At 65.2% G+C, this 24,897-nt stretch carries 24 protein-coding genes; 13 read left to right on the top strand and 11 right to left on the bottom strand.

Annotated elements, in window-relative coordinates; all coding sequences use genetic code 11:
* Positions 1 to 67: 67 nt before the first annotated feature.
* The 4 genes from GDR53_RS06545 (at position 68) to GDR53_RS06530 (ending at position 4,574) form a co-directional block, all read left to right on the top strand.
* On the top strand, positions 68 to 997 hold the full coding sequence (locus GDR53_RS06545) for a 2-hydroxyacid dehydrogenase (protein ID WP_193337265.1): 930 nt from the start codon (positions 68 to 70) through the stop codon (positions 995 to 997).
* A gap of 66 nt (positions 998 to 1,063) precedes the next feature.
* The gene (locus GDR53_RS06540) at positions 1,064 to 2,674 is read left to right on the top strand and encodes a peptide ABC transporter substrate-binding protein (protein ID WP_193337264.1); all 1,611 of its coding nucleotides are present in this window, start codon (positions 1,064 to 1,066) and stop codon (positions 2,672 to 2,674) included.
* 72 nt (positions 2,675 to 2,746) lie between these two features.
* Positions 2,747 to 3,700 carry an ABC transporter permease gene (locus GDR53_RS06535; protein ID WP_193337263.1) on the top strand — a complete coding sequence of 318 codons (954 nt, stop codon included), beginning with the start codon at positions 2,747 to 2,749 and terminating at the stop codon, positions 3,698 to 3,700.
* The gene (locus tag GDR53_RS06530) at positions 3,693 to 4,574 is read left to right on the top strand and encodes an ABC transporter permease (protein ID WP_193337262.1); all 882 of its coding nucleotides are present in this window, start codon (positions 3,693 to 3,695) and stop codon (positions 4,572 to 4,574) included. Before GDR53_RS06535 ends, GDR53_RS06530 begins: the two co-directional genes overlap by 8 nt.
* A gap of 66 nt (positions 4,575 to 4,640) precedes the next feature.
* Here GDR53_RS06530 and GDR53_RS06525 read toward each other — a convergent pair whose 3' ends face one another.
* Positions 4,641 to 5,333 carry a sulfite exporter TauE/SafE family protein gene (locus GDR53_RS06525; RefSeq protein WP_193337261.1) on the bottom strand — a complete coding sequence of 231 codons (693 nt, stop codon included), beginning with the start codon at positions 5,331 to 5,333 and terminating at the stop codon, positions 4,641 to 4,643.
* A gap of 327 nt (positions 5,334 to 5,660) precedes the next feature.
* Here GDR53_RS06525 and ccoN point away from each other — a divergent pair, with 327 nt between their 5' ends.
* From ccoN to ccoS, 8 genes are all read left to right on the top strand, one after another.
* Positions 5,661 to 7,169 (top strand): cytochrome-c oxidase, cbb3-type subunit I, encoded by a 1,509-nt coding sequence (gene ccoN / locus GDR53_RS06520; protein WP_232846795.1) that lies wholly within the window; start codon positions 5,661 to 5,663, stop codon positions 7,167 to 7,169.
* A gap of 9 nt (positions 7,170 to 7,178) precedes the next feature.
* Positions 7,179 to 7,910, top strand: coding sequence for a cytochrome-c oxidase, cbb3-type subunit II (gene ccoO / locus GDR53_RS06515; protein WP_193337259.1), 732 nt, complete (start codon positions 7,179 to 7,181; stop codon positions 7,908 to 7,910).
* A gap of 10 nt (positions 7,911 to 7,920) precedes the next feature.
* Positions 7,921 to 8,091, top strand: a complete 171-nt coding sequence (locus GDR53_RS06510) for a CcoQ/FixQ family Cbb3-type cytochrome c oxidase assembly chaperone (protein ID WP_193337258.1) — start codon at positions 7,921 to 7,923, stop codon at positions 8,089 to 8,091.
* Positions 8,088 to 8,984 carry a cytochrome-c oxidase, cbb3-type subunit III gene (ccoP, locus tag GDR53_RS06505; RefSeq protein ID WP_193337257.1) on the top strand — a complete coding sequence of 299 codons (897 nt, stop codon included), beginning with the start codon at positions 8,088 to 8,090 and terminating at the stop codon, positions 8,982 to 8,984. The genes GDR53_RS06510 and ccoP overlap by 4 nt, the downstream gene beginning before the upstream one ends.
* A 158-nt stretch (positions 8,985 to 9,142) precedes the next feature.
* On the top strand, positions 9,143 to 10,705 hold the full coding sequence (gene ccoG / locus GDR53_RS06500) for a cytochrome c oxidase accessory protein CcoG (protein ID WP_193337256.1): 1,563 nt from the start codon (positions 9,143 to 9,145) through the stop codon (positions 10,703 to 10,705).
* A gap of 3 nt (positions 10,706 to 10,708) precedes the next feature.
* Complete coding sequence (locus GDR53_RS06495; protein ID WP_193337255.1) at positions 10,709 to 11,182, top strand: FixH family protein; 474 nt, start codon at positions 10,709 to 10,711, stop codon at positions 11,180 to 11,182.
* Positions 11,179 to 13,392: a heavy metal translocating P-type ATPase gene (locus tag GDR53_RS06490; protein ID WP_232846748.1), complete on the top strand. Its 2,214-nt coding sequence runs from the start codon at positions 11,179 to 11,181 to the stop codon at positions 13,390 to 13,392. The genes GDR53_RS06495 and GDR53_RS06490 overlap by 4 nt, the downstream gene beginning before the upstream one ends.
* Positions 13,389 to 13,544: a cbb3-type cytochrome oxidase assembly protein CcoS gene (gene ccoS, locus GDR53_RS06485; RefSeq protein WP_193337254.1), complete on the top strand. Its 156-nt coding sequence runs from the start codon at positions 13,389 to 13,391 to the stop codon at positions 13,542 to 13,544. The genes GDR53_RS06490 and ccoS overlap by 4 nt, the downstream gene beginning before the upstream one ends.
* A gap of 182 nt (positions 13,545 to 13,726) precedes the next feature.
* Here the strand turns inward: ccoS and GDR53_RS06480 are convergent, their stop codons facing one another.
* Genes GDR53_RS06480 through GDR53_RS06445 form a run of 8 tightly spaced genes read right to left on the bottom strand, consistent with a single transcriptional unit; the run spans position 13,727 to position 22,192 of the window.
* On the bottom strand, positions 13,727 to 14,590 hold the full coding sequence (locus GDR53_RS06480) for a dioxygenase family protein (RefSeq protein WP_193337253.1): 864 nt from the start codon (positions 14,588 to 14,590) through the stop codon (positions 13,727 to 13,729).
* Between the two features lie 10 nt (positions 14,591 to 14,600).
* Positions 14,601 to 16,367 carry an FAD-dependent oxidoreductase gene (locus tag GDR53_RS06475; RefSeq protein ID WP_193337252.1) on the bottom strand — a complete coding sequence of 589 codons (1,767 nt, stop codon included), beginning with the start codon at positions 16,365 to 16,367 and terminating at the stop codon, positions 14,601 to 14,603.
* A 2-nt stretch (positions 16,368 to 16,369) separates the two neighbouring features.
* Positions 16,370 to 17,458, bottom strand: a complete 1,089-nt coding sequence (locus GDR53_RS06470; RefSeq protein ID WP_210321406.1) for a branched-chain amino acid ABC transporter permease — start codon at positions 17,456 to 17,458, stop codon at positions 16,370 to 16,372.
* 9 nt (positions 17,459 to 17,467) lie between these two features.
* Positions 17,468 to 18,331: a branched-chain amino acid ABC transporter permease gene (locus GDR53_RS06465; RefSeq protein ID WP_193337251.1), complete on the bottom strand. Its 864-nt coding sequence runs from the start codon at positions 18,329 to 18,331 to the stop codon at positions 17,468 to 17,470.
* A complete protein-coding gene (locus tag GDR53_RS06460) occupies positions 18,328 to 19,035 on the bottom strand; it encodes an ABC transporter ATP-binding protein (RefSeq protein WP_193337250.1) in 708 nt (235 codons plus the stop codon). The genes GDR53_RS06465 and GDR53_RS06460 overlap by 4 nt, the downstream gene beginning before the upstream one ends.
* Positions 19,035 to 19,754, bottom strand: coding sequence for an ABC transporter ATP-binding protein (locus tag GDR53_RS06455; protein ID WP_193337249.1), 720 nt, complete (start codon positions 19,752 to 19,754; stop codon positions 19,035 to 19,037). The genes GDR53_RS06460 and GDR53_RS06455 overlap by 1 nt, the downstream gene beginning before the upstream one ends.
* A 48-nt stretch (positions 19,755 to 19,802) precedes the next feature.
* Positions 19,803 to 21,077 carry an ABC transporter substrate-binding protein gene (locus GDR53_RS06450; RefSeq protein WP_193337248.1) on the bottom strand — a complete coding sequence of 425 codons (1,275 nt, stop codon included), beginning with the start codon at positions 21,075 to 21,077 and terminating at the stop codon, positions 19,803 to 19,805.
* 41 nt (positions 21,078 to 21,118) lie between these two features.
* Positions 21,119 to 22,192 carry a maleylacetate reductase gene (locus GDR53_RS06445; protein ID WP_193337247.1) on the bottom strand — a complete coding sequence of 358 codons (1,074 nt, stop codon included), beginning with the start codon at positions 22,190 to 22,192 and terminating at the stop codon, positions 21,119 to 21,121.
* A gap of 104 nt (positions 22,193 to 22,296) precedes the next feature.
* Here GDR53_RS06445 and GDR53_RS06440 point away from each other — a divergent pair, with 104 nt between their 5' ends.
* Positions 22,297 to 23,247 carry a LysR family transcriptional regulator gene (locus tag GDR53_RS06440; protein WP_193337246.1) on the top strand — a complete coding sequence of 317 codons (951 nt, stop codon included), beginning with the start codon at positions 22,297 to 22,299 and terminating at the stop codon, positions 23,245 to 23,247.
* Positions 23,248 to 23,261: 14 nt separating this feature from the next.
* Here GDR53_RS06440 and GDR53_RS06435 read toward each other — a convergent pair whose 3' ends face one another.
* Both GDR53_RS06435 and GDR53_RS06430 read right to left on the bottom strand, forming a co-directional pair.
* Positions 23,262 to 23,918, bottom strand: coding sequence for an alpha/beta hydrolase (locus tag GDR53_RS06435; protein WP_193337245.1), 657 nt, complete (start codon positions 23,916 to 23,918; stop codon positions 23,262 to 23,264).
* Complete coding sequence (locus GDR53_RS06430) at positions 23,918 to 24,877, bottom strand: VOC family protein (protein ID WP_193337244.1); 960 nt, start codon at positions 24,875 to 24,877, stop codon at positions 23,918 to 23,920. Before GDR53_RS06430 ends, GDR53_RS06435 begins: the two co-directional genes overlap by 1 nt.
* Between the last annotated feature and the right edge of the window lie 20 nt (positions 24,878 to 24,897).

Here is a 24,897-nt window from a genome sequence, read left to right as displayed (position 1 = left end):
AGTGCCGGGCAAAGCGGATTTTTTCGGGCATTGCACGACGCCGCGCCGACACACCATGCTGGCTGTCATGAAACGTATATTTATCGCCGCACGCGGCAATCCAGAAGGCATGGCAGAGCTGTTCCGCAAGGAACTGCCGAGTCACGAGGTGTTCACCCAGCAGCCCCAGCCGGGCGATGCGCCGGTGCCCTATATCGTCGTGGGCCGGCCGACGCCGGGCGTGATCGCTTCCGTGCCCGGGCTCGAACTGGTGCTCAGCCTCAATGCCGGTATCGAACACCTGCTGGCCAGCGGCGAAGTGCCGGACCACCTGCCCATCGTGCGGCTCGTCGATGATGGCCTGGCCGATGGCATGTCGGACTGGGTGCTGGCCCATGCCCTGTCCTGGCACCGCAATCTGGGACTTTACGCCCAGCTGCAGGCCAAGCGCGAATGGGCACCACAGGCCGAAAAGCTGGCGCGTGAACGCGTGGTGACCGTGCTCGGCGCCGGCGCGCTGGGGGCGCAGGTCGCCAGCCACTTCGTCCGCTTCGGCTTCCAGACCCGCGTCTGGAGCCGTTCCGGCCGCGCGGTCGACGGCGCGACCAGCTTTGCCGGTCGACCCAATCTGCAGCAGGCCGCCAGCGGCGCCGATATCCTGGTCAACCTGCTGCCGCTGACCAGTGAAACCGCCAATGTGGTTGATGCCGCGCTGCTCGGGGCGCTGGCGCCCGGCGCCTTCTTCATCAATGGCGCCCGTGGCGGCCACGTGGTGGACGCCGATCTCATCAAGGCGCTCGACAGCGGCCAGCTCAGCGGGGCAGCGCTCGATGTGTTCCGCACCGAGCCGCTGCCCAGCGACGATCCGCTATGGAGCCATCCCAAGGTTTTGCTCTCTCCCCATGTCGCGGCGCCCACCCATGCGCATACCGCCGTGGCGGAGATGGCGGAAAATATCCGGCGCTTCGAGCGCGGCGAAAAGCTGCCGCATCTCGTCGACCGGACACTCGGCTACTGAACGAACGGCCGGCACCACCGGCCCGAGGCAACCGCCCGCAGGGGCATCTGGCAGAAGGACGTGACAATGACATTCAAACTGACCCGCCGCGCAGCGCTTCAGGGCATGCTTGCCGGTACCGCCGCGTTGACCACCATGCGCGCCTTCCCCGCTTGGGCCCAGGCCCCGGGCGGCACGCTGATCGTCGGTCTCACCTATGAGATCGACACTATGAACCCCTATTCGACCGGCTTCCTGGGCGATGCGCAGGCAGCCGTGATCGAGGGCCTGATTGCCCCCGACAAGGATGCCAAATACGTGCCCGTGCTGGCCACCGAAGTGCCCAGCATCGAGAATGGCGGCATCGTCGTCGCCGAAGACGGCAAGACCATGCAGATCACCTATAAGCTGCGCGAAGGCGTCAAGTGGCATGACGGCGAGCCCTTCACCGCGGCCGACGTGAAATACACCTGGGAAGCCGTCAAGGACCCCGCCTTCATCGCCGAGTCCAAGGATGGCTCTGCCGAAGTCGAGAGCATCGACATCCCCGACGACTACACCGTCGTGGTCAATTACAGCACCATCCTGCCGACCTTTGCCGCGACCTTGTTCACCTTCGGCATCATGCCCAAGCACCTGCTCGAAGGCACCGATCTCAATACCTCGACCTATAACGAAACCCCCGTCGGCACCGGCCCGTTCAAGGTCAACGAATTCGTGCGCGGCCAGTATGTCGAGACCGTGCGCAACGACAATTACTGGAAGACTGCCGAGAACGGCGACAAGCTGCCCTACCTCGACTCCATCATCTTCAAGATGATCCCCGATACCAATACCCTGATCACCCAGCTCAAGTCGGGCGAAGTGACCATGGTCGTCTCCACCCCCTACAGCCAGGCCAGCCAGGTTCAGGGCATCGAGGGCATCGAGATCATCCAGGGGCCGCAGCTGAGCTGGCAGCATCTCGACTTCAACTTCAAGCGGCCCTCGCTGGCGGACCTCAATGTGCGCAAGGCCATTGCCATGGGCATCGACCGCGAAGTCATCATCAAGGCCCAGGGCGGCTTCCCCAAGGCGATCAAGTCGCCCGTGGTGCCGGTATTCGACTTCTACGACGATACCACGCCCGTGCTGGCCTATGACGTCGCTGCGGCCAATGCGCTGCTCGACGAAGCCGGCTATGTCGCCGGCGGTGACGGCATCCGCGAAAAGGATGGCGAGCGCCTCTCCTATGCCTTCATGGTGCAGGCCGGTCGCGCCGATGACGAACTCGCCCAGCAGGTGATCATCGCCCAGCTCAAGGCCATCGGTATCGAAGCCACGGCCAACAACCAGACCGGCGTCGCCTATCGTGAAGCCCGCTATGGCGGTGGCTACGACCTGATTTATGGTCGCTGGATCACCTCGGCCAACCCCGTCTATCACGACTTCTGGGGCACCGGCGGCGCCAATAACGGCCAGTCCTATTCCAACCCCGAGCTCGACGCGGCCATGGCCGCATTCGAGAGCACGCTGGATCCGGCTGAGCGCAAGATCGCCGCATCCAAGTTCCAGGCCATCCTGGCCGAGGACCTGCCGACCATCTCGCTGGTCAACAATGTGGCCCTGATCGCCAAGACGACCAAGCTCAAGGATTTCGTGCCCAACCCGACCAACATGACCAATTTCGTCGATACCGCAGCCTGGTACATGGAATAGTCTGGTTCACACGCCTGCCCTCGGCCGCGTCTCGGCCGGGGGCATCTTCTTTTATGCCCACGCGGAGGCGGCATGAGTTTCGGTTACGTCCTGCGCCGTCTGTTGAGCGCCATTCCCCTGCTGCTGGGCATTTCGGTCATCCTGTTTGCCATCATCCACCTGGCGCCGGGTGGCCCCCTCGACATGTATACCGAGAACCCCGCCGTCAGTAAGGAAGCCCTGGCCCAGATCGCGGCGGCCTATGGCCTCGATCAGCCCGTGCCGGTGCAGTATTTCCTCTGGCTCAAATCCATGCTGCTCGGCGACTGGGGCTATTCCATCCGCACCGGCAGGCCGGTGCTGGCCGAGATCGTGCTGCGCCTTGGCCCGACTTTGGAACTGGGCGGTCTCGCCTTGATCCTGTCGCTGGCTATCGCCATTCCCCTGGGCATTGTCAGCGCCGCGCGCCGCGGCTCCAAGCTGGACAGCGCCCTGACGCTGGCCTCCTTTGCCGGCATTTCCATTCCCGTCTTCTGGCTGGCGCTGCTGCTGCAGCTGCTGTTTTCCGTACAGCTCGGCTGGCTGCCCTCGGCCGGCTACAAGTCCATCGGCGGCGGCGATTTTTTTGACCGGCTGAGCCATATCGTCATGCCGGCCGCCGTGCTGTCGCTGGCTACCGTCGCCAGCTGGAGCCGCTTCATCCGCTCCGGCATGATCGACGTGCTCAACCAGGACTATATCCGCACCGCCTATGCCAAGGGTCGCTCCGAGCGCGGCGTGGTGTTCATGCATGCCTTGCGCAATGCCATGATCCCGGCCGTTACCGTCATCGCCGTCGATTTTGCCACCGTCATTTCCGGCGCGGTGATCACCGAAACCGTCTTCGCCTGGCCCGGTATCGGCCGGCTGTTCATGGAAAGCATGGATGGCCGCGACTATCCCATGCTGATGGGCCTGATGATGATGGGCTCGCTCGGCATCGTCCTCGCCAATATCATTGCCGACCTGGCCTATGCCTCGCTCGACCCAAGGATCCGCTATGGCTGACACCACCATGCCGCTGGCCAAGCTCCAGCCGCCGCAAAGCTATGGCCGCCGCGTGCTCAAGCGCTTCCTCAAGCACCGGCCGGCGGTGGCGGGTCTCGCCTTCCTGCTGCTGCTGGCCCTGGTCATCATCCTGGGCCCGATGTTTTCGCCCTATAGCTATGACGGCCAGGATTTCAACCTGATCGGCTCCCCCGGCCCGATGAATGCGCAGCACTGGCTGGGCACCGACGAGCTGGGACGCGACGCCCTGACACGTTTGATCTATGGCGGCCGGGTCTCGCTGGCCGTCGGCCTGGCCGGCGCGATTATCGCCACCCTGGCCGGGACGCTGGTCGGCGCCGTATCGGGCTTTTATGGCGGCTGGACCGATGCCATCCTGATGCGGCTGACCGACGTCATGCTGTCGATCCCGACGCTGCCGCTGGTCCTGCTGCTGTCGGGCCTGTTCCGCCCCAGCCCGCCGCTATTGGTGGCCATTGTCGGCATGCTGATCTGGATGGGCACGGCGCGCCTGGTGCGCAGCCAGTTCCTCGCCTTGCGCGAGCGCGAATTCGTCGAGGCCGCGCGGGCATTGGGGGCAGGGGGCGCTCGCCTGATGTTCCGCCATATCCTGCCCAATGCCATCGGTCCGATCACCGTCTCCGCCACGCTCGCGGTCGGCAGCGCCATCATGCTGGAATCGGCACTGAGCTTTCTCGGCTTCGGCATCCAGCCGCCGGTGCCCACCTGGGGCAACCTGCTCAACAGCGCCAGTTCCTGGCTGAGCGTCGCGCCCTGGCTGGCCATCCCGCCAGGCCTGCTCATCCTGTGCACGGTCCTCGCCGTCAACTTCCTCGGCGACGGCCTGCGCGACGCCATGGAGCCCAAGGAATAGGCAGGCCAATCGTCGCAGCCTGCCAAGGTCGGGGCCGCGTGCATTTCGGGATCTGGCAGTGCCGTCTCAGGCGCCGGTGATGCAGAGCGGGCTGCCGGGGGCGGTCAGCAAGAGGCCGGCAATGCCGCCGATCACCAGCGCCGCGCCGGCGAGGCGACGACCCGGCCGCCGGCGCCGGCTGGATCCATAAAGGGCCAGGGTTGTAGCGACCACGGCGGGGATGGTGCCGACCCCAAATGACACCATCAACAGCCCGCCCAGGCCCGGATCGCCGGTCAGCACTGAATTGAACAGCGCGGCATAGACCATCACGCAGGGCGTGGCGCCCCAGACAAAGCCGGCGACCAGCGCCATCTCGGGCATGTTCAGCAGGGGCGACCCGCGCCAGCGGCCGACGGTGCCGGCCAGCGGCGCCAGCATCCGGTCAGCCAGCGCCAGGCTCGGCACGAGGCCGGCGGTGGCCAGCCCGGTCCAGATGATGACCAGCGCCGCGACCCATTGCAGCACGGCATGGGCACCGGAAAAGTTGATCGTGCCGTAGAGACCAACCCCGAAGAGGCCGAAGGCCAGTCCGCCCAGGCCATAGGCGGCAATGCGGCCGGCCTGCAGCAGCGCCAGCCGAAGGACCAGGGCGGCGCGATTGTCCGGCGTGGGGCCCAGCAGCATGAGCGAGCAGCCGATCGGGCCGCACATGCCCGCGCAATGCAGGCTTGAGGCGAGGCCTAGGGTCAGGCCCCAGATGATGGCACTAAGCATCATCAGCCAGTCACCCTGTCTGTCGGCATGGTGCTGAGCGCCGATTGCGCTGCTCTGTCCTCGACGCACATGGCCGCCGCCCCCTGGCTTTCGGCACAGTGCCCACCACAGCCACAGATTTAGGAGGAAGGGTGGCGAAGGCATTGATCTGGATCAATGTTGCAGATCGAGCTTGTCACTACCAAGGGCGGGAGCGTGGCAAATCTTGTCACCGTCGCAACACTGGGGGCACCTGTGAGATATTCGGGTTGGGCAATTGGGCTGGGAGCGGGCACCTTGGGGGCCATCGTTTTCTCAGGCCTGGCTGTCGATGATGCATTTCGCATCCATATGGGCATTCTGACCTTCATTCTGGGCCTGGGGACAATCATCGCCATCCGGCTGCCACAGCCCGTGGCAGGCGCCGAAGACCTGTCGGGCTATATGGATGGCCCCATTCGCATCGGCTCGATCCTCACCGTGTTCTGGGGCGTCATCGGCTTTACCGTCGGCCTCGTGGCGGCGCTGCAGCTGGCCTATCCCGAACTCAATTTCGGCCCCTGGCTGAATTTCGGCCGCATCCGCCCCCTGCATACATCCGCCGTGATCTTCGCCTTTGGCGGCACTGCTTTGATGACGACCAGCTTTTACGTGGTGCAGCGCACGACGCGCGCACGCCTGTTCGGCGGCGATCTCGCCTGGTTCGTGTTCTGGGGCTATCAGCTGTTCATCGCCATGGCGGCCACGGGCTATCTGCTGGGCATTACCCAGAGCCGGGAATATGCCGAGCCCGAATGGTATGTCGACATCTGGCTGACAATCGTCTGGGTGGCCTATCTCATCTTGTTCATGGGCACCCTGCTCAAACGCCGGGAGCCCCATATCTATGTGGCCAACTGGTTCTACCTGGCCTTCATCGTCACGGTCGCCCTGCTGCATGTGGTCAACAACCTGGCCGTGCCGGTGTCTCCCTTCGGCGCGCGCAGCTATTCGCTGTTTTCCGGCGTCCAGGATGCCATGACGCAATGGTGGTATGGCCACAATGCCGTGGGTTTCTTCCTGACGGCGGGTTTCCTGGGCATGATGTATTACTTCCTGCCCAAGCAGGCCGAGCGGCCGGTCTATTCCTACCGGCTGTCGATCATCCACTTCTGGGCGCTGATCTTTCTCTATATCTGGGCCGGCCCGCATCACCTCTATTACACCGCGCTGCCTGACTGGGCGCAGACCCTGGGCATGGTGTTTTCCATCATGCTGTGGATGCCCAGCTGGGGCGGCATGATCAACGGCCTGATGACGCTGCGTGGCGCCTGGGACAAGATGCGCACCGATCCCATCATCCGCATGATGGTGCTGGCCGTCGCCTTCTATGGCATGTCGACCTTCGAAGGGCCGGTCATGTCCATCAAGTCGGTCAACGCCCTCAGCCACTATACCGACTGGACCATCGGCCATGTGCATTCCGGTGCCCTGGGCTGGGTCGGCATGATCTCGTTCGGCGCCATCTACTTCATGGTGCCGCGCCTGTGGAACCGTGAGCGCCTGTACTCGCTGCGCATGGTCAACTGGCACTTCTGGCTCGCCACACTGGGCATCGTTGTCTATGCGGCGGTGATGTGGGTGTCGGGCGTCATGCAGGGCCTGATGTGGCGCGAATACGACAGCCAGGGCTTCCTGGTCTACTCCTTCGCCGAAAGCGTCGCGGCGCTGCATCCCTACTACGTGATGCGGGCTGCCGGCGGGCTGCTCTATCTGGCCGGCGGCATCGTGATGGCCGTCAATATCGGCATGACGATCGCCGGCAAGGTCCGGACCGAAAAACCCATGCCCGTCCCCGCCCAGCTGCAACCGGCCCAGTAGGAGTATTCCATGTCAATTCTCGACAAGCATGGCGTTATTGAACGCAACGCCTCGTTCCTGCTGGTGGGGTCACTGGTGGTGGTCTGCATCGGCGGCCTGGTTGAAGTCACGCCCCTGTTCTTCTTCCAGAACACGATCGAAAAGGTCGAGGGGATGCGCCCCTACGCCCCCCTCGAGCTGGCCGGACGCGACATCTATATCCGCGAAGGCTGCTATGTCTGCCACAGCCAGATGATCCGGCCGTTCCGTGACGAGGTCGAACGCTATGGCAATTACTCGCTGGCCGCGGAGTCCATGTATGACCATCCGTTCCAGTGGGGTTCCAAGCGCACCGGCCCCGACCTGGCCCGCGTGGGCGGCCGCTACTCCAATGAGTGGCAGGTGCAGCACCTGACCGACCCGCGCTCGGTTGTGCCCGAATCCATCATGCCGAGCTACGCCTTCCTGGCCAAGGCAACCCTGGACTACGACACCATCGGCGGCATGCTGCAGGCCAATGCCCGCGTGGGCGTGCCCTATACCGAGGAAATGATCGACAATGCCGCCGCCGACCTGGTGGCGCAGGCAACGCCGGATTCCGACAGCGCCGCCATCGCCGAACGCTACCCCAAGGCCGTGATGGGGGATTTTGACGGGTCGCCGATGCGCATCACCGAGATGGATGCGCTGATCGCCTATCTGCAGATGCTGGGGACGCTTGTCGATTTCGACAGCTACGACACCCAGGCCAACTTCCGCTAGGGGCCCCGAGATGGATTACAACAGCCTACGCCACTTCGCCGACTCCTGGGGATTGCTCTACCTGCTCGTCCTGTTCCTGGGCGTGCTGGTCTTCGTGTTCCGCCCGGGCGCCAAACAGCAAGCGATCGACGCCGCCCAGATTCCGTTGCGGGATTCCGACGAGAGAGTTGACCCCAAATGAGCACCCCGAAAAAGCCCGAAGCGGGCAAGCCCGACAACCATGTCGACGAGTTCAGCGGCATCAGCACCACCGGCCACGAATGGGACGGCATCAAGGAGCTCAACAATCCGCTGCCGCGCTGGTGGCTCTGGACCTTCTATGCCTGCATTGCCTTTGCCCTGGTCTATTCGGTGGCCTATCCGGCCTGGCCGATCGGTTCGTCGGCGACCCCCGGCCTGTTGGGCTATTCGAGCCGCGCCGAATTCGCCGCGACCATGGACTCCGTGCAGACCGGCAATCAGGCAATGCTGGCGCGGATTGCCGACACGGCGGTCGCCGACATCAATGCGGACCCCGAACTGGCCCGCTTTGTCACGGCGGCAGGTGCCTCGGCGTTCAAGGTCAATTGCTCCCAATGCCACGGCACCGGCGCGGCAGGTGGGCCGGGTTATCCCAACCTGAACGACGATTCCTGGATCTGGGGCGGCACGATCGACGAGATCTACACCACCATCGCCCATGGCGTGCGGTCGCCGACCGATCCGGACACCCGCCACAATCTGATGCCCAGCTTTGGTGCCGATGAACTGCTCGACCGCGAGGCGATCAAATCGGTGGCACTGTTCGTCGCCAGCCTGTCGGGCCTCGAAGGCGGCGTCAGCACAACCGAGGGCGCGGCAACCTTCGCGGAAAACTGCGCGGCGTGCCATGGCGAGAATGCCAAGGGCATTGCCGAACTGGGCGGACCCGATCTGACCGACGCCATCTGGCTCTATGACGGCTCGCTCGCCAGTATCGAGGCGCAGATCGTCAAGCCCCGCCAGGGCGCCATGCCGTCATGGTCGGAAAAGCTCGACGATGTGACCATCAAGGAACTGGCCGTCTATGTGCATGGCCTGGGCGGCGGCAGCTAACCGGCCGACACCCCATTCATCCCTGTCGGGACACAAAAAGAGGGGGCGCTTTGGCGCCCCTTTGCCATGCGCACCGGGACGCTCTGCGTCTTGGTTGACGCAGATCAATGTCGGGACCGGTGGACGTGCCAAAAGGTGTCGAGGAAGGCACCCATCCCATGACCGCACCTGACGCCGGCTCGCTCGGCACCCTGGACCAGCATGATGTCGAGGCCGTCAACTCGGCCAAGAGCCGGCAGCCGCTCTATGCGGCGCGGCGCAAGATCTTCCCCAAGCGGGCCGAGGGCGGCTTCCGCCGCTTTAAATGGCTGGTCATGGCCATTACCCTGGCCATCTATTACGTCACCCCCTGGATCCGCTGGGATCGTGGCCCCTATGCCCCCGATCAGGCCGTGCTGCTCGATCTGGCCAACCGGCGCTTCTACTTCTTCTTCATCGAGATATGGCCGCAGGAATTCTATTACGTTGCCGGCCTGCTGGTCATGGCCGGGGTCGGGCTGTTCCTGATCACCTCCACCGTAGGCCGCGCCTGGTGTGGCTATGCCTGCCCGCAGACGGTGTGGGTCGACCTGTTCCTCGTGGTCGAGCGGGCCATCGAGGGCGACCGCAATGCCCGCATGAAGCTCGATGCCGCGCCCTGGGGGCCGGCCAAGCTGGTCAAGCGGGTCAGCAAGCACGCGCTGTGGCTGCTGATCGGCATTGCCACCGGTGGCGCCTGGATCTTCTACTTTGCCGACGCTCCCACGCTCCTCAACGATGTCGTGCACCTGCAGGCGCCCATGGTGGCATACATCACCATCGCGCTATTGATGGCCACGACCTATACCTTCGGCGGGCTGATGCGCGAGCAGGTCTGCACCTATATGTGCCCCTGGCCCCGCATCCAGGCGGCCATGCTGGACGAGCACTCCCTGACCGTCACCTATAACGACTGGCGCGGCGAGCCGCGTGGCCGCCATGCCAAGAAGGCCCTGGTGGCCGGCGTGCCGCAGGGCGACTGCGTGGACTGCAATGCCTGCGTCGTGGTGTGCCCGATGGGCATCGACATTCGCGATGGCCAGCAGCTGGAATGCATCACCTGCGCCCTGTGCATCGACGCCTGCGACAATGTCATGGACAAGCTGGGGCGCGAGCGCGGCCTCATCTCCTATGCCACCCTGGCCGACTACAATGCCAATATGAACCTGGCGGCGCCGCTGGGGCAGATCGAGCCGGCGCGCGTGCGCGATCCGGCCACCGGTGGCCTGGTCGACAAGGTCAGACACACCAACTGGCGCTCGATCCTGCGCCCGCGCACGCTGATCTATTTCCTGGTCTGGGCCGGCATTGGCCTCGCCATGCTGACGGTGCTCTCGCTGCGGGCGCCCATCGGCATCAGCGTGCTGCACGACCGCAACCCCTTATTCGTGCTGCTGTCGGACGGATCGATCCAGAACGGCTATGACGTCAAGATTCTCAACATGACCACCCAGCCGCAGGACATGGTGTTTTCCATTGCCGGACTGCCGGGGGCGACGCTGACCGTGCCGGGAGCAGCCGAAGCGCCGACCACGCAGCTGCAGCTGGCGGTCGAACCCGATCTGGTGCTGCCGCTGCGCGTCTATGTGCGGGCTCCGGACGGTGAACAGATCGGCCAGACCGACTTCACCATGAGCATTGCCAATGCCGATGGCAGCAATCGCGTCAGCGCCGCGGTGCGCTTTGAAACCCCACAGGATTGAGCCATGGCCTCCACCACGTCCAAGCCCTTTACCGGCCGCCACATGCTGCTGATCAGCATTGCCTTTTTCGCCGTGGTCATTGCCGCCAACCTGACCATGGCAATTTCCTCGGCCCGGACCTGGACCGGCCTGGTGGTCACCAATAGCTATGTGGCCAGCCAGAACTTCCAGACGGTGCAGGACACCATTGCCCGCCAGGTGGCGGCCGGCTGGACCTTGCAGGTCAGCTACGCCGATGGCCTGGTCCGCTTCGCCGCCCTCGATGGCGACGGCGCTCCTCTGGCCCTGACCGGCGTCAGCGCCTTCCTGCGCCGGCCCGTGGGCGGGCATGACGACACCACCATTGCCCTGCATCTGCAGGACAACCAGTACGTCGCCGCCATCGATCTGCCGGCCGGTGTCTGGGATGTCACCGTCAGCACCGACTCCACGCCGCTGGGGACCATCAGCTACGAACACCGGGTCATGGCCAGGTGAGCGACGCTGCCCTCATCCTGGATGAGGCCGAAGGCGATCTGGGCGCCTTCGTCGCGCACGGCGCCGACGGGCTGAACGAAATCTGCTTTGCCGTTCCGGACGCCTATTGTGCCGCCTGCATCGACAGTATCGAGACCGCGCTACGCCAGGCGCCCGGTGTCGTGGCCGCGCGGGTGAACCTGTCGCAGCGCCGGGTACTGATCCGCTATGATGCAGCCGCCGACCTCGCCGCGCTCCCCGACCGCATCACCCGGAGCGGCTATCGCAATTTCCCGGTCGATGCGGACGTCGACCCCCGCCATGATGCCGCGTTGGCCGAACTGATGCGCGCCATGGCCGTATCCGGCTTTGCAGCAGGCAATATCATGCTGTTCTCCGTTTCGGTCTGGGCGGGCGCCGATGAGTCCACGCGCGCACTGTTTCACTGGCTGTCCGCCCTGCTGGCGCTGCCGGCGATCGCCTATGCCAGTCGCCCGTTTATCCGCTCCGCCTGGGCAGAGCTGCGCGTCGGACGCACCAATATGGATGTGCCCATCAGCATCGGCGTAACGCTGACTACGGCGCTCAGCCTGTTCGAAACCATCGTCGGCGGCGAGCATGCCTATTTTGATGCCTCGACCATGCTGCTGTTCTTCCTGCTGGCCGGGCGGACGCTCGATCATCTCATACGCAAGCAGGCCCGTAGCGCCGTCGACAATCTCGCCCAGCTGTCGCCGCGCGGCGCCTATCGGATACTCCCCGACGGCACGCTGGCATTTCTGCGCCTGGCCGAGATCGTCCCGGGCATGCGGTTCATGCTGCGCGCCGGCGACCGCGTGCCGGTGGATGCGACGGTGGTGTCGGGCAGCGGCCAGATCGACATGGCCATGGTCAACGGCGAGTCCATACCGCTGTCCGCCCAGCCCGGCGTGGCGCTGCCGGCGGGCGCCATCAACCTGCTGGGCAGCATCGAGATCCGCGCCGATCGCCCCTCCAGCGACTCCTTTCTGGCGCGCATGGCCGCCTATATCGCGGCCGCCGAGGATACCCGCACCCGCTATCGCCGCATTGCCGACCGCGCGGCACAGCTCTATGCCCCGGTTGTGCACCTGACGGCGGCCGCCACCTTTGCCCTCTGGTTGTTGCTCGGGGCAGGCTGGCATACGGCGCTGCTCAATGCCGTGGCAGTGCTGATCATCACCTGCCCCTGTGCGCTGGCCCTGGCCGTGCCGATCGTGCATGTGGTGGCCGCCGGCCGGCTGTTTGCCAATGGCATCGTCATGCGCGACGGCTCGGCGCTCGAACGCATGGCCGCCGTCCGCGTGGCCGCCTTTGACAAGACCGGCACCTTGACCCGGGGGCAGCCACGGCTGGTGGAGCAGACCCCGCCCGATCCGGCACTGCTCGCCATGGCCGGCCGACTGGCGGCGCACAGCAATCACCCGCTGTCGCGCGCCATTGCTGAAACCGCCGGGACCGACGGCACGCAGCCGCTAGCAGTGACCGAATTTGCCGGGCAGGGCGTCGCCGCCCAGATCGATGACACGCGCTGGCGGCTCGGCAATGCCGCCTTCTGCGGGGCCAGCGACACTGGGCCAGATGCGTCCAGCCATGTCTGGCTGGCGCGCGGCGGACGACCGGTATGCGTCTTCGCCTTCGAGGACACGCTGCGGGCCGATGCGGCGTCCACCGTGGCGGCCTTGAGCGCGCTTGGGGTGGGCGTCCACATCCTGTCGGGGGATCGCGTCAGCGCCGTGCGCGGCATTGCCGCCACCGTCGGGGCGGCGTCATGGTCTGCAGCCCTGGCGCCCGAGCAGAAGCAGGCGGCCATCGCCGCGCTGCGTCAGGCGCATGGCGCTGTGCTGATGGTTGGCGATGGCATCAATGACGCCCCGGCGCTGCGCGCAGCAGATGTCTCCATCGCGCCGGCCAGCGCCGCTGATATCGGCCGTGCAGCCGCCGATTTCGTGCTGACCAATGACCGGTTGAGCGGCGTTGCCTTCGTGCTCTCGATCGCCCGGCGAGCAGATCGCCTCGTGCGGCAAAATCTGGGCCTGGCGGTGGCCTATAATGCCATCGTCCTGCCCCTGGCCATTGCCGGCCAGGTCACCCCGCTGGTCGCGGCCATCGCCATGTCGAGCTCGTCCATCATCGTGGTTCTCAACGCCCTTCGTCTGCGCCTGGGCGCCGGCCCTTCCGAGCGGACTACACAGATCGAGGTAGCCCCATGAGTGGCCTGCTTATCCTGATTCCCTGCGCCCTATGCCTGGGCGCCTTGGCGCTGCTGGCGTTTTTCTGGGCCCTGCGCAGCGGACAATATGACGACCTGGAGGGGGATGCCCAGCGTGTGCTGCTCAACGACGACCCCCTGCCCAAGGACTGATCGGGCCGCAGGCCGATCCGACCCAGGCGCACATCTTCGACGCCGCGACCGGTCAGCGGATCGCCCTCGCCTGGCGCAGAGCTCGGCCGGCCACGTCGAACAGGTGCGCGCCTTCGGCTGGCAGGCCGATATGGATCGTGTCGTGCAGCACGGGGCCAAGCGCACGCCCCGAACGGGCGCGTTCAGGCCGTCTTGCGGGTCATGACGAAGTCGAAATGGGAGCGCCAGGCGGTGTCAGTGCCTGTTTCGATGCTGGCGATCAGCGAGGTCTTGACCCCGAAGACGGCGTCCGAGTTCAGCCATTGGTCGCCCGCGACAAAGGTATGGGTGACGATGGTTTCAAAGCCCGGCGCCGAGACCAGGAAATGCATATGCGCGGGGCGGTTGGGGTGGCGGTGCAGCGCCGCCAGCATCTGGCCCACCGGGCCGTCATCGGGAATGGGATAGGCAACCGGGCGGATGCCCCGGAACTCATAATGGCCATCCGGACCGGTGACGAAGATGCCGCGATTGTTCCATTGCGGCTGGATGCCGGGCTGCTGCACGTCGTAATAGCCGTCGGCATTGTCGCACCAGACGTCGATCTGGACGCCCGCGATCGGGCTGCCGTCGGTGTCGCGCACCTGGCCGATGAACAGGCAGCTCTCGCCCTTGCCATCGAGGGAAATATTGCTGCCCATGGGATAGTGCGGGGCGCCGGCGACGTGAAAGGGGCCGAGCACAGTGTTTTCGGTGGCTCCCGATGGGCGGCGGTGGTTGATGGCGTCGACCAGCATGGACAGGCCCAGCACGTCGCTGAGCAGGATGAATTCCTGCCGGTTGCCATCGCTCATCTGTCCCGTGCGGGTCAGGAAGTCCACGGCTAGCCCCCATTCTTCCTGGGTCAGTTCCACATCCTTGGCAAAGGCGTGCAGGTGCTTGACGAGAGACGCCATCACTTGGGCTAGACGCGTCGAGACGTCGGCGCCCATGCGGGCATTGACCACGGCTTCACTGCGCGCCTCGGAGAAGAATTCGTAGGTTTCGGTCTCGTAGGTTTCGGTCATGGCTGGTCTCCTACTGGACAGCGTTGCGGTCGAGGACCGCGGACAGGACGCGGGTCAGCTCGGCGACGGGGTCGGCCACCATTTCCTCGGCGCGCCAGGCGACGTGGTGATCGGGCCGCACCAGGACGCAGCCGCCATCGGTGACCTCGCGGGCGCGGGCCCATGATCCTTCAAGATCGGCCAGCGCGCGGCGCGGCCCGATGACATGGGTGACCAGGGTAATGTTGAGCGAGCCGGCGACCTTTTCGGCCGCCTGCGCCCAGGCTTCCCCGGCAATGCCGGTGAGCAGGGTGAAGCGGCCCTTGCCGGTAATGTCGAGGGTCGAGTGCTTGGCGCCCTTGCTGTCGAAGAGCCAGGCATGCGGCACCCTTGCGCCCGGCCAGGTGGTGGGCTGGTAATGCAGCTCCGCGTCGAGATCGAAGCTGGGCTCCATCTGGCCATCGGTGACAATGCCGGCCGACTTGTAGCGCTGGTTCATTTCCACGCCATGCGCATCGAACTCGTATTTCTTGAAGGCAATGGCCTGGCGCAGCGACTCGCGCTGCCGCTCGGCGGCGGGCGTGGCGTCGCAGCGGGCATCCATGGACGCCTTGATCCGCTCGATATCGGTGCCCCCGGTCATGCCCAGCGCCTCAAAGATCGGGCCGAATTCGCCGATGGACTGGTTGGCGCGGGTGACGATCTGCTTGGCGATCGGGGCACGCTCGGCCGAATAGGTGTCAAGCAGACCGGGGCCGGCAATGCCCTTGAGCACTGAAGCCAGTTTCCAGGAGAGGTTGAAAGCATCCTGGATCGAGGTGTTCGACCCCAGCCCGTTGGAGGGCGGATGGCGATGGGCGGCGTCGCCCATGATGAAGACGCGGTCCTTCTGCATATGGGTGGCGTACATGTTGTTGACGGTCCAGACGCTGGCCGACAGCAGCTCGATGTCCAGCGCCGGATCGCCGACCAGCTGGCGGGCGACGTCGGTGGCAAAGGCGGCATCGACGACCGGGGCGGGCTGGTTGATGTCATAGCCCCAGACGATCAGCCACTCGTTCCAAGGCCGCACCATGCGCACCAGGCCCATGCCGATACCGCCGACATCGGCGCCCGGCTGCATCACCCAATAGAGCACCGATGGCCGGTGGGCGACGTAGCGCGAGAGGTCGGCACGGAAGAGGATATTCATCGATCCGCCGACGCCCATCTGGCCTTCGAACGGCAGTTGTTCCTGTTCGGCAACCTTGGAATTGCCGCCGTCCGCCCCGACCAGGTATTTCGAGCGGATGGTGATTTCCTTGCCGCTCAACCGGTCAAGGCAGGTGGTGGTCACCCCCTCGGCGTCCTGTTCGTGGCGAAGATATTCCATCGACATGCGCGACTGCGTGCCGCGCGCGCAGGCTGTCTTGAACAGCAGTGGCTCCATATAGGTCTGCGGCAGGTCGTTCATCTTGGTGGGCGAAGACAGTTCGTGTTCGGCGCGCGACAGGGGATGGTTGCCCCAGCTTTTCATGCGGCCGATCTCTTCGCCGGCCAGGCTCTCGCAGAAGATGTTCTCGCCCATCAGCTCCTGCTCGGTGGCAAAGAGATAGGCTTCCGCTTCGACATCCCGGCCCAGGTCGCGCAGCACTTCCATGGTGCGCTGGTTGGTGATGTGGGCGCGCGGGGTCGTCGCCAGCCAGCGGTAACGGTTGATGACCATGTTGTCGACGCCATAGGTCGACAGCAAAGCTGCCGTGGCCGAGCCGGCTGGGCCGGTGCCGATGACCAGCACGTCCGTGGTAATGTCCGCCATGATTATTCCTCCCTCGAGGTCGGTTTGGATGAAAGCGGACCGCCGACCAGGCGCCGCCGAATGGGAAAAAGCTGGATGCCGGTGCGGTCCGAAAAGCTGCCCCAGATGCCGCGCGGGGCCAGCAGCATGACGCCGATGCCGATGAGGCCCAGGACGATCAGGTACCAGGCGCCATATTGCGCCAGCAGGGTCTGCAGGGCGAAGAAGATCAGGACCCCGACGATAGGTCCTTCGATGGTGCCGATGCCGCCGATGACGACAATGAAGATGACATAGGCGGTCCAGTCATTGAGCGAAAAGGCCGCGTCGGGCGAGATGCGCGCCTTCTGCATGTAGATGAGCGCGCCGGTGAGCCCGGTGCCCAGCGCGGCGCCAAGGAAAACCACCCATTTGATCCGCTGTGCATCGACGCCGACCGAGCGCGCCGCCTGCGGATTGTCGCGCATGGCGGCCAGCGCCAGCCCGCGCTTGGAGCGCAGCAGCCAGTAGATGCCGCCAATGGCCAGGATGGCGAGCACGAGGGCCAGCCAATAGGCGAGGATATCGCGCGCCGCCGACGCCCGGACATCGAGCAGTTGGGCGATCTGGTCGGTGAACATGATGGCTTCGGTGGCCTCGCGCGGCAGCGAGGTGCCGGTGCCGCCGCCAACGGCGCGCCATTGCGCCACGACCAGCCGCACCACCTCGGCCAACACCCAGGTGCCGATGGCAAAATAGGCGCCTTGCAGGCGAAAGGCGAAAAAGCCGAAGGGCACGGCTAGCACCAAAGCTGCCAGCCCGCCCAGCAGGATCGCCGGCACGGGATCGAGACCCCAAAGGATGACGGCAGCAAACAGGGCATAGGCGCCCATGCCGACAAAGGCCTGCTGACCCACGGAGACAAGGCCGCCATAACCGGCGAGCAGGTTCCAGAACTGCGCCAGCGTCAGCATGGTCAGAATAAAGAACAGGTCCTGGATCAGGCTGCGCGAGGCAAAGGCCGGCAGGACGAAGAGCCCGGCAACCAGCGCTATGGCGACGAGGCCGGCAACCACGGACGTTCGGGTGCGGGTTTCGACACGGTAGCTGCGCGGCATGGGATTATCGCTCATGGCCGGGCCTCAATCGACGGCGCGCGGGAAGAGACCGCGCGGTTTGAACAGCAGGACGAGGAGGAAGGCCACGTGGCCCGACAGGATCTGCCATTCCGGATTGATGGCGGCGCCCAGCGTCTGCGCAACACCGATGATGATGCCCCCGGCCAGCGTGCCCCAGAGCGACCCCAGGCCGCCGATGATCACGGCCTCGAAGGCATAGACCAGCCGTGCCGGCCCGACCGCCGGATCAAAATTGGCGCGCATGCCGAGATAAAGCGCGGCAATGGTGACGATCATCATGGCGATGCCGGTCGCCTGGGCAAAGACCGTTTTGGGCTTGATGCCCATCAGGCTGGCCGTGACGGGATCGTCGGAGGTGGCGCGGAAGGCGCGGCCGAGCGCGGTGCGGTAGAACACCTGGTTGAGAATGACGATGACCAGCACCGCCGAGGCAAAGGTGAGGACCGGCAGCACGCCGACGGTAACCGGCCCCAGATTGACCGAGGCGACGCCGATATCGCCGGTCGGCAGGCGCCTTGTATCAGCCGAGGCGCCCTGCAGCAGCGCATTCTGCACCACGACGGAAATGCCAAAGGTCACCAGCAGCGGCGGCAGGATGTCTTCGCCCAGCACCCGGTTGAGCACGACCTTTTGCAGCACAAAGCCAAGCCCGAACATCAGCGGCAGGGCGATGAGCGCGGCCAGAAAGGGCGAAATGCCGAGCAGGGAGACGATGAGCAGGATGAGGTAAGCGCCCAGTACGATCAGGTCGCCATGCGCCAGGTTGACCAGCCGCATGATGCCGAAGACGAGGCTCAGGCCCGTGGCAAAGAGCGCATAGAGCCCGCCCAGCAGAATGCCCTGCACGATGGTGTCGAGCCAGTTCATGCGGCCGCTCCGAAATAGGCATTGTGGATGGCCTCGCGGCTGAGGTCGCTGGCAGCGCCCGAGAGGGTGACGCGCCCCTCCATCATGCAATAGACCCGGTCGGCCACCTTGAGCGCCTGGCCGATATCCTGCTCGACGATGATCAGGGCCGCGCCGCCGGAGCGGATCTGCGGCAGGGCATTGTAGATGTCGCGAATGACCACTGGGGCGAGCCCGAGCGAGATCTCGTCGCAGAGGAGCACAGCGGGATTGCTCATCAGCGCCCGGCCGATGGCCACCATCTGTTGCTGGCCGCCGGACAGGGCGGTGCCCGGACTGTTGCGCCGCTCTGCCAGGATGGGAAACAGCGCATAGATGGCCTCGAGCGACCAGGGGCCGGGGACCTTGCGGGCATGGGCGCCGATCAGCAGGTTTTCTTCGACGCTGAGCGAGGGGAAGAGCTTGCGCCCCTCGGGCACCATGGCAATGCCGCGGCGCAGGATTTCATCGGCCGGGCGGTCGCCGACGGCCTCGTTGTTGAATCGGATGGCGTCGGCATCGCTCCTCAGGATGCCCGAGAGGGCCCGCAGCAGCGTCGTCTTGCCCGCGCCATTGGCGCCGATGATCGCGACGCATTCGCCTGGCTCCAGCGTGATATCGACGCCGAACAGCGCCTGGAACTGGCCGTAATGGGCGGTGAGGCCATGGGTGGACAGCAGGGACATCAGACTTCGATCCCCAGATAGATTTCGCGCACCTGCGGGCTCGCCATGATGGCGGACGGCTCGCCGATACCGATCACCTTGCCGAAATCGAGCACCAGCAGCCGCTCCACCACCGAGTTCAGCGCATGCAGGACGTGCTCGATCCAGATGATGGTGGTGCCGCGGGCGTGGATATCCTTGATGGTCGCGACGAGTTGTCCGCATTCCCCTTCGGTCAGCCCGCCGGCAATTTCGTCGAGCAGCAGCAGTTTTGGATCGGTGGCGAGCGCGCGCGCCAGTTCGAGCCGCTTGCGTTCGAGCAGCGACAGGCTGTCGGCGACGCTATTGGCGCGGGCGATGAGGCCGGTGCGCTCGAGGATGTCGGCGCATTGATCCTGGACGCTGCGCTCGCTGCGGCCCTGGCCGAAGGCCCCCGCAACCAGCAGGTTTTCGAACACCGTCATCTTGCCGAAGGGCTGGGGGATCTGGAAGGAACGGCCAATCCCGCCCAGGCACCGCTGCATGGCTGAGGCGTGGGTGACGTCCGCGCCCCGGAAGTGAATGCGGCCGCTATCGGCGGCGATATTGCCGGTAATGAGGTTGAACAGCGTTGATTTCCCCGCGCCATTGGGCCCGATAATGCCCAGGGCTTCGCCCTCGCGCACCTCCAGGGAGATGGCGTCGGCCACCTTGAGGGCGCCAAAACTCTTGCAGACATTGTCAAGGGCGATCATGGACATGGACTCTTCCCTGGAGCCGGGCGCCGCAGCGCCCGGCAGGAATTGCGGTCAGGAAATGGCTTCCATGGTGCCGCCGGTGGGAATGGTGTCGAAGCCGGTATTGTCCACGATCACCAGATCGTAGCCGCCGCCCTCGCGCATGCGCCACTGGCCGCCGACAAGCGGGGTCTTGCACACATTGGCTGCCGCGAAAGGCGGCACGCCGGCGCCGTTGAACGCGACGGGTCCGACAATGGTCTGCAGATTGGTCGCGGCAATGGCCTCGACCACGGCATCAACATCCCCGGCATCGCTGACGCGGCCCATGACATCGGTTGCCATTTCGAGCAGCGCATGGACGAAGCCGATCGGCTGGGTCCACTGCTTGCCGGTCTCGGCGGTATAGGCCTCGGCCAGCTGGGCCGAACTCATGCCGTTGAGCGAGGACGAGAACGGATGGCTGGGTGACCACCAGACTTCCGAGGAGAGGTTATGCCCGGTATCGCCCAGCACCTCGACGGCCTGCGGGAACAGGATGGCCTTGCCGATCGACGCCGCCTTGGGGGCAAAGCCCTGCTGGCGGGCCTGGGTCCAGAAGGTGGTGAAATCGGGCGGGATCGGCACGCCGGTGATGATCTCGGCATTGGCCTGGCGGAAGGCGTTGATCTGGGCCGAGAAGTCATCGGTCAGGTTCTGGTAGCGGCCGGGATCAAACATCTGGAACCCCTTTGCGGCCAAAGCCGGCGGGAAGCCGGTATTGGGATCGCCCCAGGCATTGCCATCGGCATCATTGGGGAAGAGGCCACCCACGATCTTGTTGGTCTCGAGCTGGCCCCACATATTGGTGAAGACGGAGATGACGTCCTCGAGCCCCCAGAAGAAGTGGTAGGCATAGTTGAACGGGCGCCAGCTTTCCGGGTCGCCTGGATTGCCCTGCTGGCCGATGAACCAGGGTTGCCAGGGCGCCATGGTGGAGATCGTCGGCACGCCTTCGGCTTCCGCCGTCGTCGTGACCGGATTGGTGGTCTCGGGGGTCGAGGCTACCAGCATCATGTCGATTTCATCGTCGATGATCAGTTCCTGGGCGACTTCGGCGGCGCGGTTCGGATTGGACTGGCTGTCCTTGACGATGATTTCGAACTGCGAGGCCACTTCGCTCTTGGCAAAGTTAGACAGGATAAAATTGTCGGCCTCGGCAAAGGCGGCCAGCGGTCCCGACTGAGGGCTCACATAGCCGAGCTTGATCTTGGCGCCCTGGGCGATGGCAGGCATGGGAAAGCTGCCGGTCGCGGCGATCAGGCCGGTAGCGGCGGTGCCCTTGAGCAGAGTGCGGCGGGTAATCATGATTGGTTTCCTCCCAGAAATCATGAGCCTTGCGGCTGGTGTCAGAAAGCCGGCGGATCGCCCCTCCAGGCGGCCGCCAGCAGGGTAGCGATGTCGTCTTTCGTTACGGCTTGTGGATTCCAGTAAGGCCTGGCCGTGGCGATCTCTGCCGCCTTGTCGAGGTCTTGTTCCTTCATCCCGAGATCGCGCAGCGCCATGGGGGCGCCCAGTCTCTTGGCAAAGGCATAGAGCGCCTTGCCGGGGGACGGATCGCCGAAGATGCGCGCCACCGGTTCGAGCTCCTGTGCTGCGGCGCGCGCGTTGAAGGCGATCGCATGGGGCAGGATGACGGCATGCGTCTCCGCATGGGGCAGGTCGAACGAGCCACCCAGCGTGTGACAAAGCTTGTGATGTAGGGCCATGCCGACCTGACCCAGCACGGTGCCGCAGAGCCAGGCGCCGTAAAGCGTGCGGCCGCGCGCTTCGAGGTCACCCGGATCTGCGACCACCCGGTCGAGGGATTCGGCGAAGGCCTCGAGCCCTTCAATGGCCAGCAGCGTCGAGATGGGGTTGCGGTCGCGGGCATAGAGGCCCTCGGCCGCATGGGCCATCGCATTGAGCGCGCTGGTGACGGTGAGGCCGGCCGGCAGGCTGCGCACCAGTTCGGGATCGTAGAGGATCACCTCGGGCTGCACCCGGACATCGGTCAGCGTGGTCTTTTCGCCCTTCTCGGTCTGCCCCAGAATATTGGTGGCCTCCGAGCCGGCATAGGTGGTGGGCACGACAATCTGCGGCAGATCGGTGCGCAGCGCGATGGCCTTGCCGAGCCCCGTGGTCGAGCCGCCGCCAACGGCCACCAGGCAGTCGGCATTGACCGCCCTCGCATGGGCCACGGCCTCTTCAGTCACGGACACCGGGGTATGCATGGTGGCGCGGGTAAAGACGCCAACGGCCAGGTCGCCGATCTCCTGCGCCATCTCCATGGCGGCATCGGCCTGGGCGGGCGTGGACAGCACTAGCGCCCGCTTGCAGCCAAGCCGCGCCACTTCCTCGCTGACCTGCCGGCGCATACCGACGCCGAAGCGCACCCGGACCGGGGCGAACTGCGCGGCGAAGCTTGACCTGAAATGCGACATCAATCCTCCCCTCGGCAACCATTCGGCTGCTCGATTGATGACACCATCGCATAGACTTTATACCGTCTTGATCGGAATGCCGGAGCGTAACATAACATGATGTTATGAAGCTCGATCCCCGCCACCTCGAAATTCTCGCTGCCATTGTCGACGGCGGCGGCCTGACCGAAGGCGCTCAGGCCATTGGCCGGGCGCAACCGAGCGTCTCGCGCACCATTGCCATGCTGGAAGCCCGGATCGGCGCGCCGCTGTTCGAGAAGAACCGTCGCCCGCTCGTGCCGACCGAACTGTGTCTCAGCCTGGCCGGCGAAGGGCGCCGTATCCTGGCGGCGGGCAATACGGCGTCGGCGATCGTTGCCACTTTCCATACCGGCCATCGCGGCATGGTGCGGATCGGCGGCACGCCGGTCTTCATGGATGGGGTGATTTCCGCCCTGATCGCACAGTTTCAGCAGAACCATCCGCAGGTGCGCATCGAGCAGTCCTATGGCTACGTGCCGGACCTGCTCGACCGGCTCAGCGCCGGCGCGCTCGACGTCGCGATCTGCCCGATGAACCCGGCGGCTTTGGCCGACGGGTTCCAGTTCGTGCCGGTGCTGCCGGGCCGCAATGTCATCGCCTGCGGCAGCCAGCATCCGCTGCTGCACAAGGGCTCGTTGCGACTGGCCGACATTGCCCCCTATCCATGGATTGCGCCGCCGGCATCGAGCCCGCTTTACGAGGACATGCGGCATATCCTGCGCGATATCGGCGTCAACGACACGCGCATTTCCTTTTCCGGCGGTACGCTCGCCTCGATGACGGCCATCCTGTCCAATTCGGACGCCCTGACCGTGCTGCCCTATTCGGTGGTGTTCATGGCGCGGCGACAGCGCGTCCTGGCGGCTCTCTCCATCCGCATCGGTCACCCCGAGCGCATGCTGGGCATCCTCACGCGCGACGGGGAAACCGCCGGCCCGACCGTGCGCCGGTTCCGCCGCTTCATCGACACCGAATTCCGTAACCTGTCCCAGTTCATCCAGCAGCATGAGCAGAACACCGTCTGGCGTGACTGAACTGGCATGCACACTCATCGCCCGGCCTCCATGGCCGGGCGTCGTCCCGCCCCCAGATCGGCCAGCATGCTGGCCAGCATGGCGATCTCGGCATCGGTGGCCTCATGCGGGCGACCCGGAAAAATGTCAGTCCGCAGGCGCAGGCCGCGGCTCCCCAGAGCAAGCGCTGCAGCCGACATCGCCGCCAGTGGAATCCAGGGATCGGCATCGCTGCCGGTAAGGTAGGCGGGCAGATCGCGCGGCGCCGCGTCGGGCCGGCCGCAGGACGACGTCCCCACACGGCAGCCGGTCAGGGCAACCAGGGCATCGGGAACCGCCTCGCCGCGACTGACATATTCGATGGAGAGGCACGCGCCCTGCGAAAACCCCGCCAGCAGCAGCGGCCGCCCGGGAAAGTCTTCTCGCAGCGCCGCGATCTCCCCGTGCAACAGGTCGAGCGCGGCACCGAGCTGCTGGCGCGTTTCACCGGTCAGCGGATCGACCGCGCGGGCCTCGTACCAGGCGCCTGCCGGGGCGCGGGGCAGGGCGACGGCCACGTCTGGCGCATCCAGACGCGCCAGGATGTGACTTTCCATGTCCTCGGGGGACTGGCCGCGGCCGTGGACCAGGACGCAGAGCGCCCGGACCCCGGCGCCGGTCGCGCCCCGCCGCAGGCCAGCCGTTTGTGCCATCAGACGAAATCCGCCTGTTCGAGGCCCTCGCGCAGCTCGGCCTCGCGATCCTTGAACCAGGGTGGAAACACCAGGGTCTTGCCGATCTGGCCCGGGGGTTCGTCGGAGGTCCAGCCCTGGGGCGTGGTCCAGGCCAGTTCGAACAGGGCGCCGCCAGGCGAGCGCACATAGCAGGACTTGAAGTAGTTGCGGTCCTTCTGCTCGGAGATATCGGTAAAGCCGAGCCCTTCAATATGGGCGCGCAGCTTGAGCTGGCTTTCTTCATCGCCGGTATTGAGCGCCAGGTGATGAATGGTCCCGCCCGAGAGCGTCCAGGTGCCCTGCGGACTGTCGCGGTCGGTGATCACCTCGACGCGCTGGATGACGCCACTGGCATCGGGCACCCGATAGACGTCGCCGTCATCGGTGCGCGATTCCAGGGTAAGGGGCAGCGCAATGGTCAGGAAGTCATCCATGGCCGACTTGTCGGTGGTGGCGACGACGCTGCCATAGATGCCCTTGATGCCGTGGTCCCTGCCGATGCCCTGGCCCGCATTGGTAATGGGCTCGCGGCTGTCACTGTCGCTTTCCACCAGTTCATGCGGGATACCGCAGGGATGGGCAAAGATCACGCGTTCGGTGCCGAAACGGGTGACCTTTGTCGCCTCGATGCCGCGTCCATTGAGCCGATCGACCCAGAAGTCGGCAGCACCCTTGGGAATGGCCTGCAGGATGGCGCGCGATTGATTGGTGCCGCGCCGGCCATAGACGCCCGGCTTGCGAAAGGGAAACGTGGTGATGATGGTGGAGGCGTCGCCTGCCGGCGAGCCATAGTAGAGGTGGTAGACCGGCAGCACGCCATCAAACAGCACGGTGCGCTTCACCGAATGCAGCCCGAGCGTCTTGGTATAGAAATCGAAATCTTCCTGCGCACCGTCAGTGGACAGTGTCAGATGATGGTAGCCGTTGATGCCACTCATTTTGAGCTCCTTCCTGGCAT

The sequence above is a fragment of the Devosia beringensis genome (genome assembly GCF_014926585.1).
Lineage (GTDB): Bacteria > Pseudomonadota > Alphaproteobacteria > Rhizobiales > Devosiaceae > Devosia > Devosia beringensis.
The sequence above is the reverse complement of the archived record's forward strand: the minus strand, read 5'-3'. Positions and strand labels throughout refer to the sequence as shown.

Excerpts from the sequence above, each read along its gene's own strand:
- GDR53_RS06545 (WP_193337265.1), top strand. The coding sequence starts at position 68 with ATGAAACGTATATTTATCGCCGCACGCGGCAATCCAGAAGGCATGGCA.
- GDR53_RS06540 (WP_193337264.1), top strand. The coding sequence starts at position 1,064 with ATGACATTCAAACTGACCCGCCGCGCAGCGCTTCAGGGCATGCTTGCC.
- GDR53_RS06535 (WP_193337263.1), top strand. The coding sequence starts at position 2,747 with ATGAGTTTCGGTTACGTCCTGCGCCGTCTGTTGAGCGCCATTCCCCTG.
- GDR53_RS06530 (WP_193337262.1), top strand. The coding sequence starts at position 3,693 with ATGGCTGACACCACCATGCCGCTGGCCAAGCTCCAGCCGCCGCAAAGC.
- GDR53_RS06525 (WP_193337261.1), bottom strand. The coding sequence starts at position 5,333 with ATGATGCTTAGTGCCATCATCTGGGGCCTGACCCTAGGCCTCGCCTCA.
- ccoN (WP_232846795.1), top strand. The coding sequence starts at position 5,661 with ATGGGCATTCTGACCTTCATTCTGGGCCTGGGGACAATCATCGCCATC.
- ccoO (WP_193337259.1), top strand. The coding sequence starts at position 7,179 with ATGTCAATTCTCGACAAGCATGGCGTTATTGAACGCAACGCCTCGTTC.
- GDR53_RS06510 (WP_193337258.1), top strand. The coding sequence starts at position 7,921 with ATGGATTACAACAGCCTACGCCACTTCGCCGACTCCTGGGGATTGCTC.
- ccoP (WP_193337257.1), top strand. The coding sequence starts at position 8,088 with ATGAGCACCCCGAAAAAGCCCGAAGCGGGCAAGCCCGACAACCATGTC.
- ccoG (WP_193337256.1), top strand. The coding sequence starts at position 9,143 with ATGACCGCACCTGACGCCGGCTCGCTCGGCACCCTGGACCAGCATGAT.
- GDR53_RS06495 (WP_193337255.1), top strand. The coding sequence starts at position 10,709 with ATGGCCTCCACCACGTCCAAGCCCTTTACCGGCCGCCACATGCTGCTG.
- ccoS (WP_193337254.1), top strand. The coding sequence starts at position 13,389 with ATGAGTGGCCTGCTTATCCTGATTCCCTGCGCCCTATGCCTGGGCGCC.
- GDR53_RS06480 (WP_193337253.1), bottom strand. The coding sequence starts at position 14,590 with ATGACCGAAACCTACGAGACCGAAACCTACGAATTCTTCTCCGAGGCG.
- GDR53_RS06475 (WP_193337252.1), bottom strand. The coding sequence starts at position 16,367 with ATGGCGGACATTACCACGGACGTGCTGGTCATCGGCACCGGCCCAGCC.
- GDR53_RS06470 (WP_210321406.1), bottom strand. The coding sequence starts at position 17,458 with ATGAGCGATAATCCCATGCCGCGCAGCTACCGTGTCGAAACCCGCACC.
- GDR53_RS06465 (WP_193337251.1), bottom strand. The coding sequence starts at position 18,331 with ATGAACTGGCTCGACACCATCGTGCAGGGCATTCTGCTGGGCGGGCTC.
- GDR53_RS06460 (WP_193337250.1), bottom strand. The coding sequence starts at position 19,035 with ATGTCCCTGCTGTCCACCCATGGCCTCACCGCCCATTACGGCCAGTTC.
- GDR53_RS06455 (WP_193337249.1), bottom strand. The coding sequence starts at position 19,754 with ATGTCCATGATCGCCCTTGACAATGTCTGCAAGAGTTTTGGCGCCCTC.
- GDR53_RS06450 (WP_193337248.1), bottom strand. The coding sequence starts at position 21,077 with ATGATTACCCGCCGCACTCTGCTCAAGGGCACCGCCGCTACCGGCCTG.
- GDR53_RS06445 (WP_193337247.1), bottom strand. The coding sequence starts at position 22,192 with ATGTCGCATTTCAGGTCAAGCTTCGCCGCGCAGTTCGCCCCGGTCCGG.
- GDR53_RS06440 (WP_193337246.1), top strand. The coding sequence starts at position 22,297 with ATGAAGCTCGATCCCCGCCACCTCGAAATTCTCGCTGCCATTGTCGAC.
- GDR53_RS06435 (WP_193337245.1), bottom strand. The coding sequence starts at position 23,918 with ATGGCACAAACGGCTGGCCTGCGGCGGGGCGCGACCGGCGCCGGGGTC.
- GDR53_RS06430 (WP_193337244.1), bottom strand. The coding sequence starts at position 24,877 with ATGAGTGGCATCAACGGCTACCATCATCTGACACTGTCCACTGACGGT.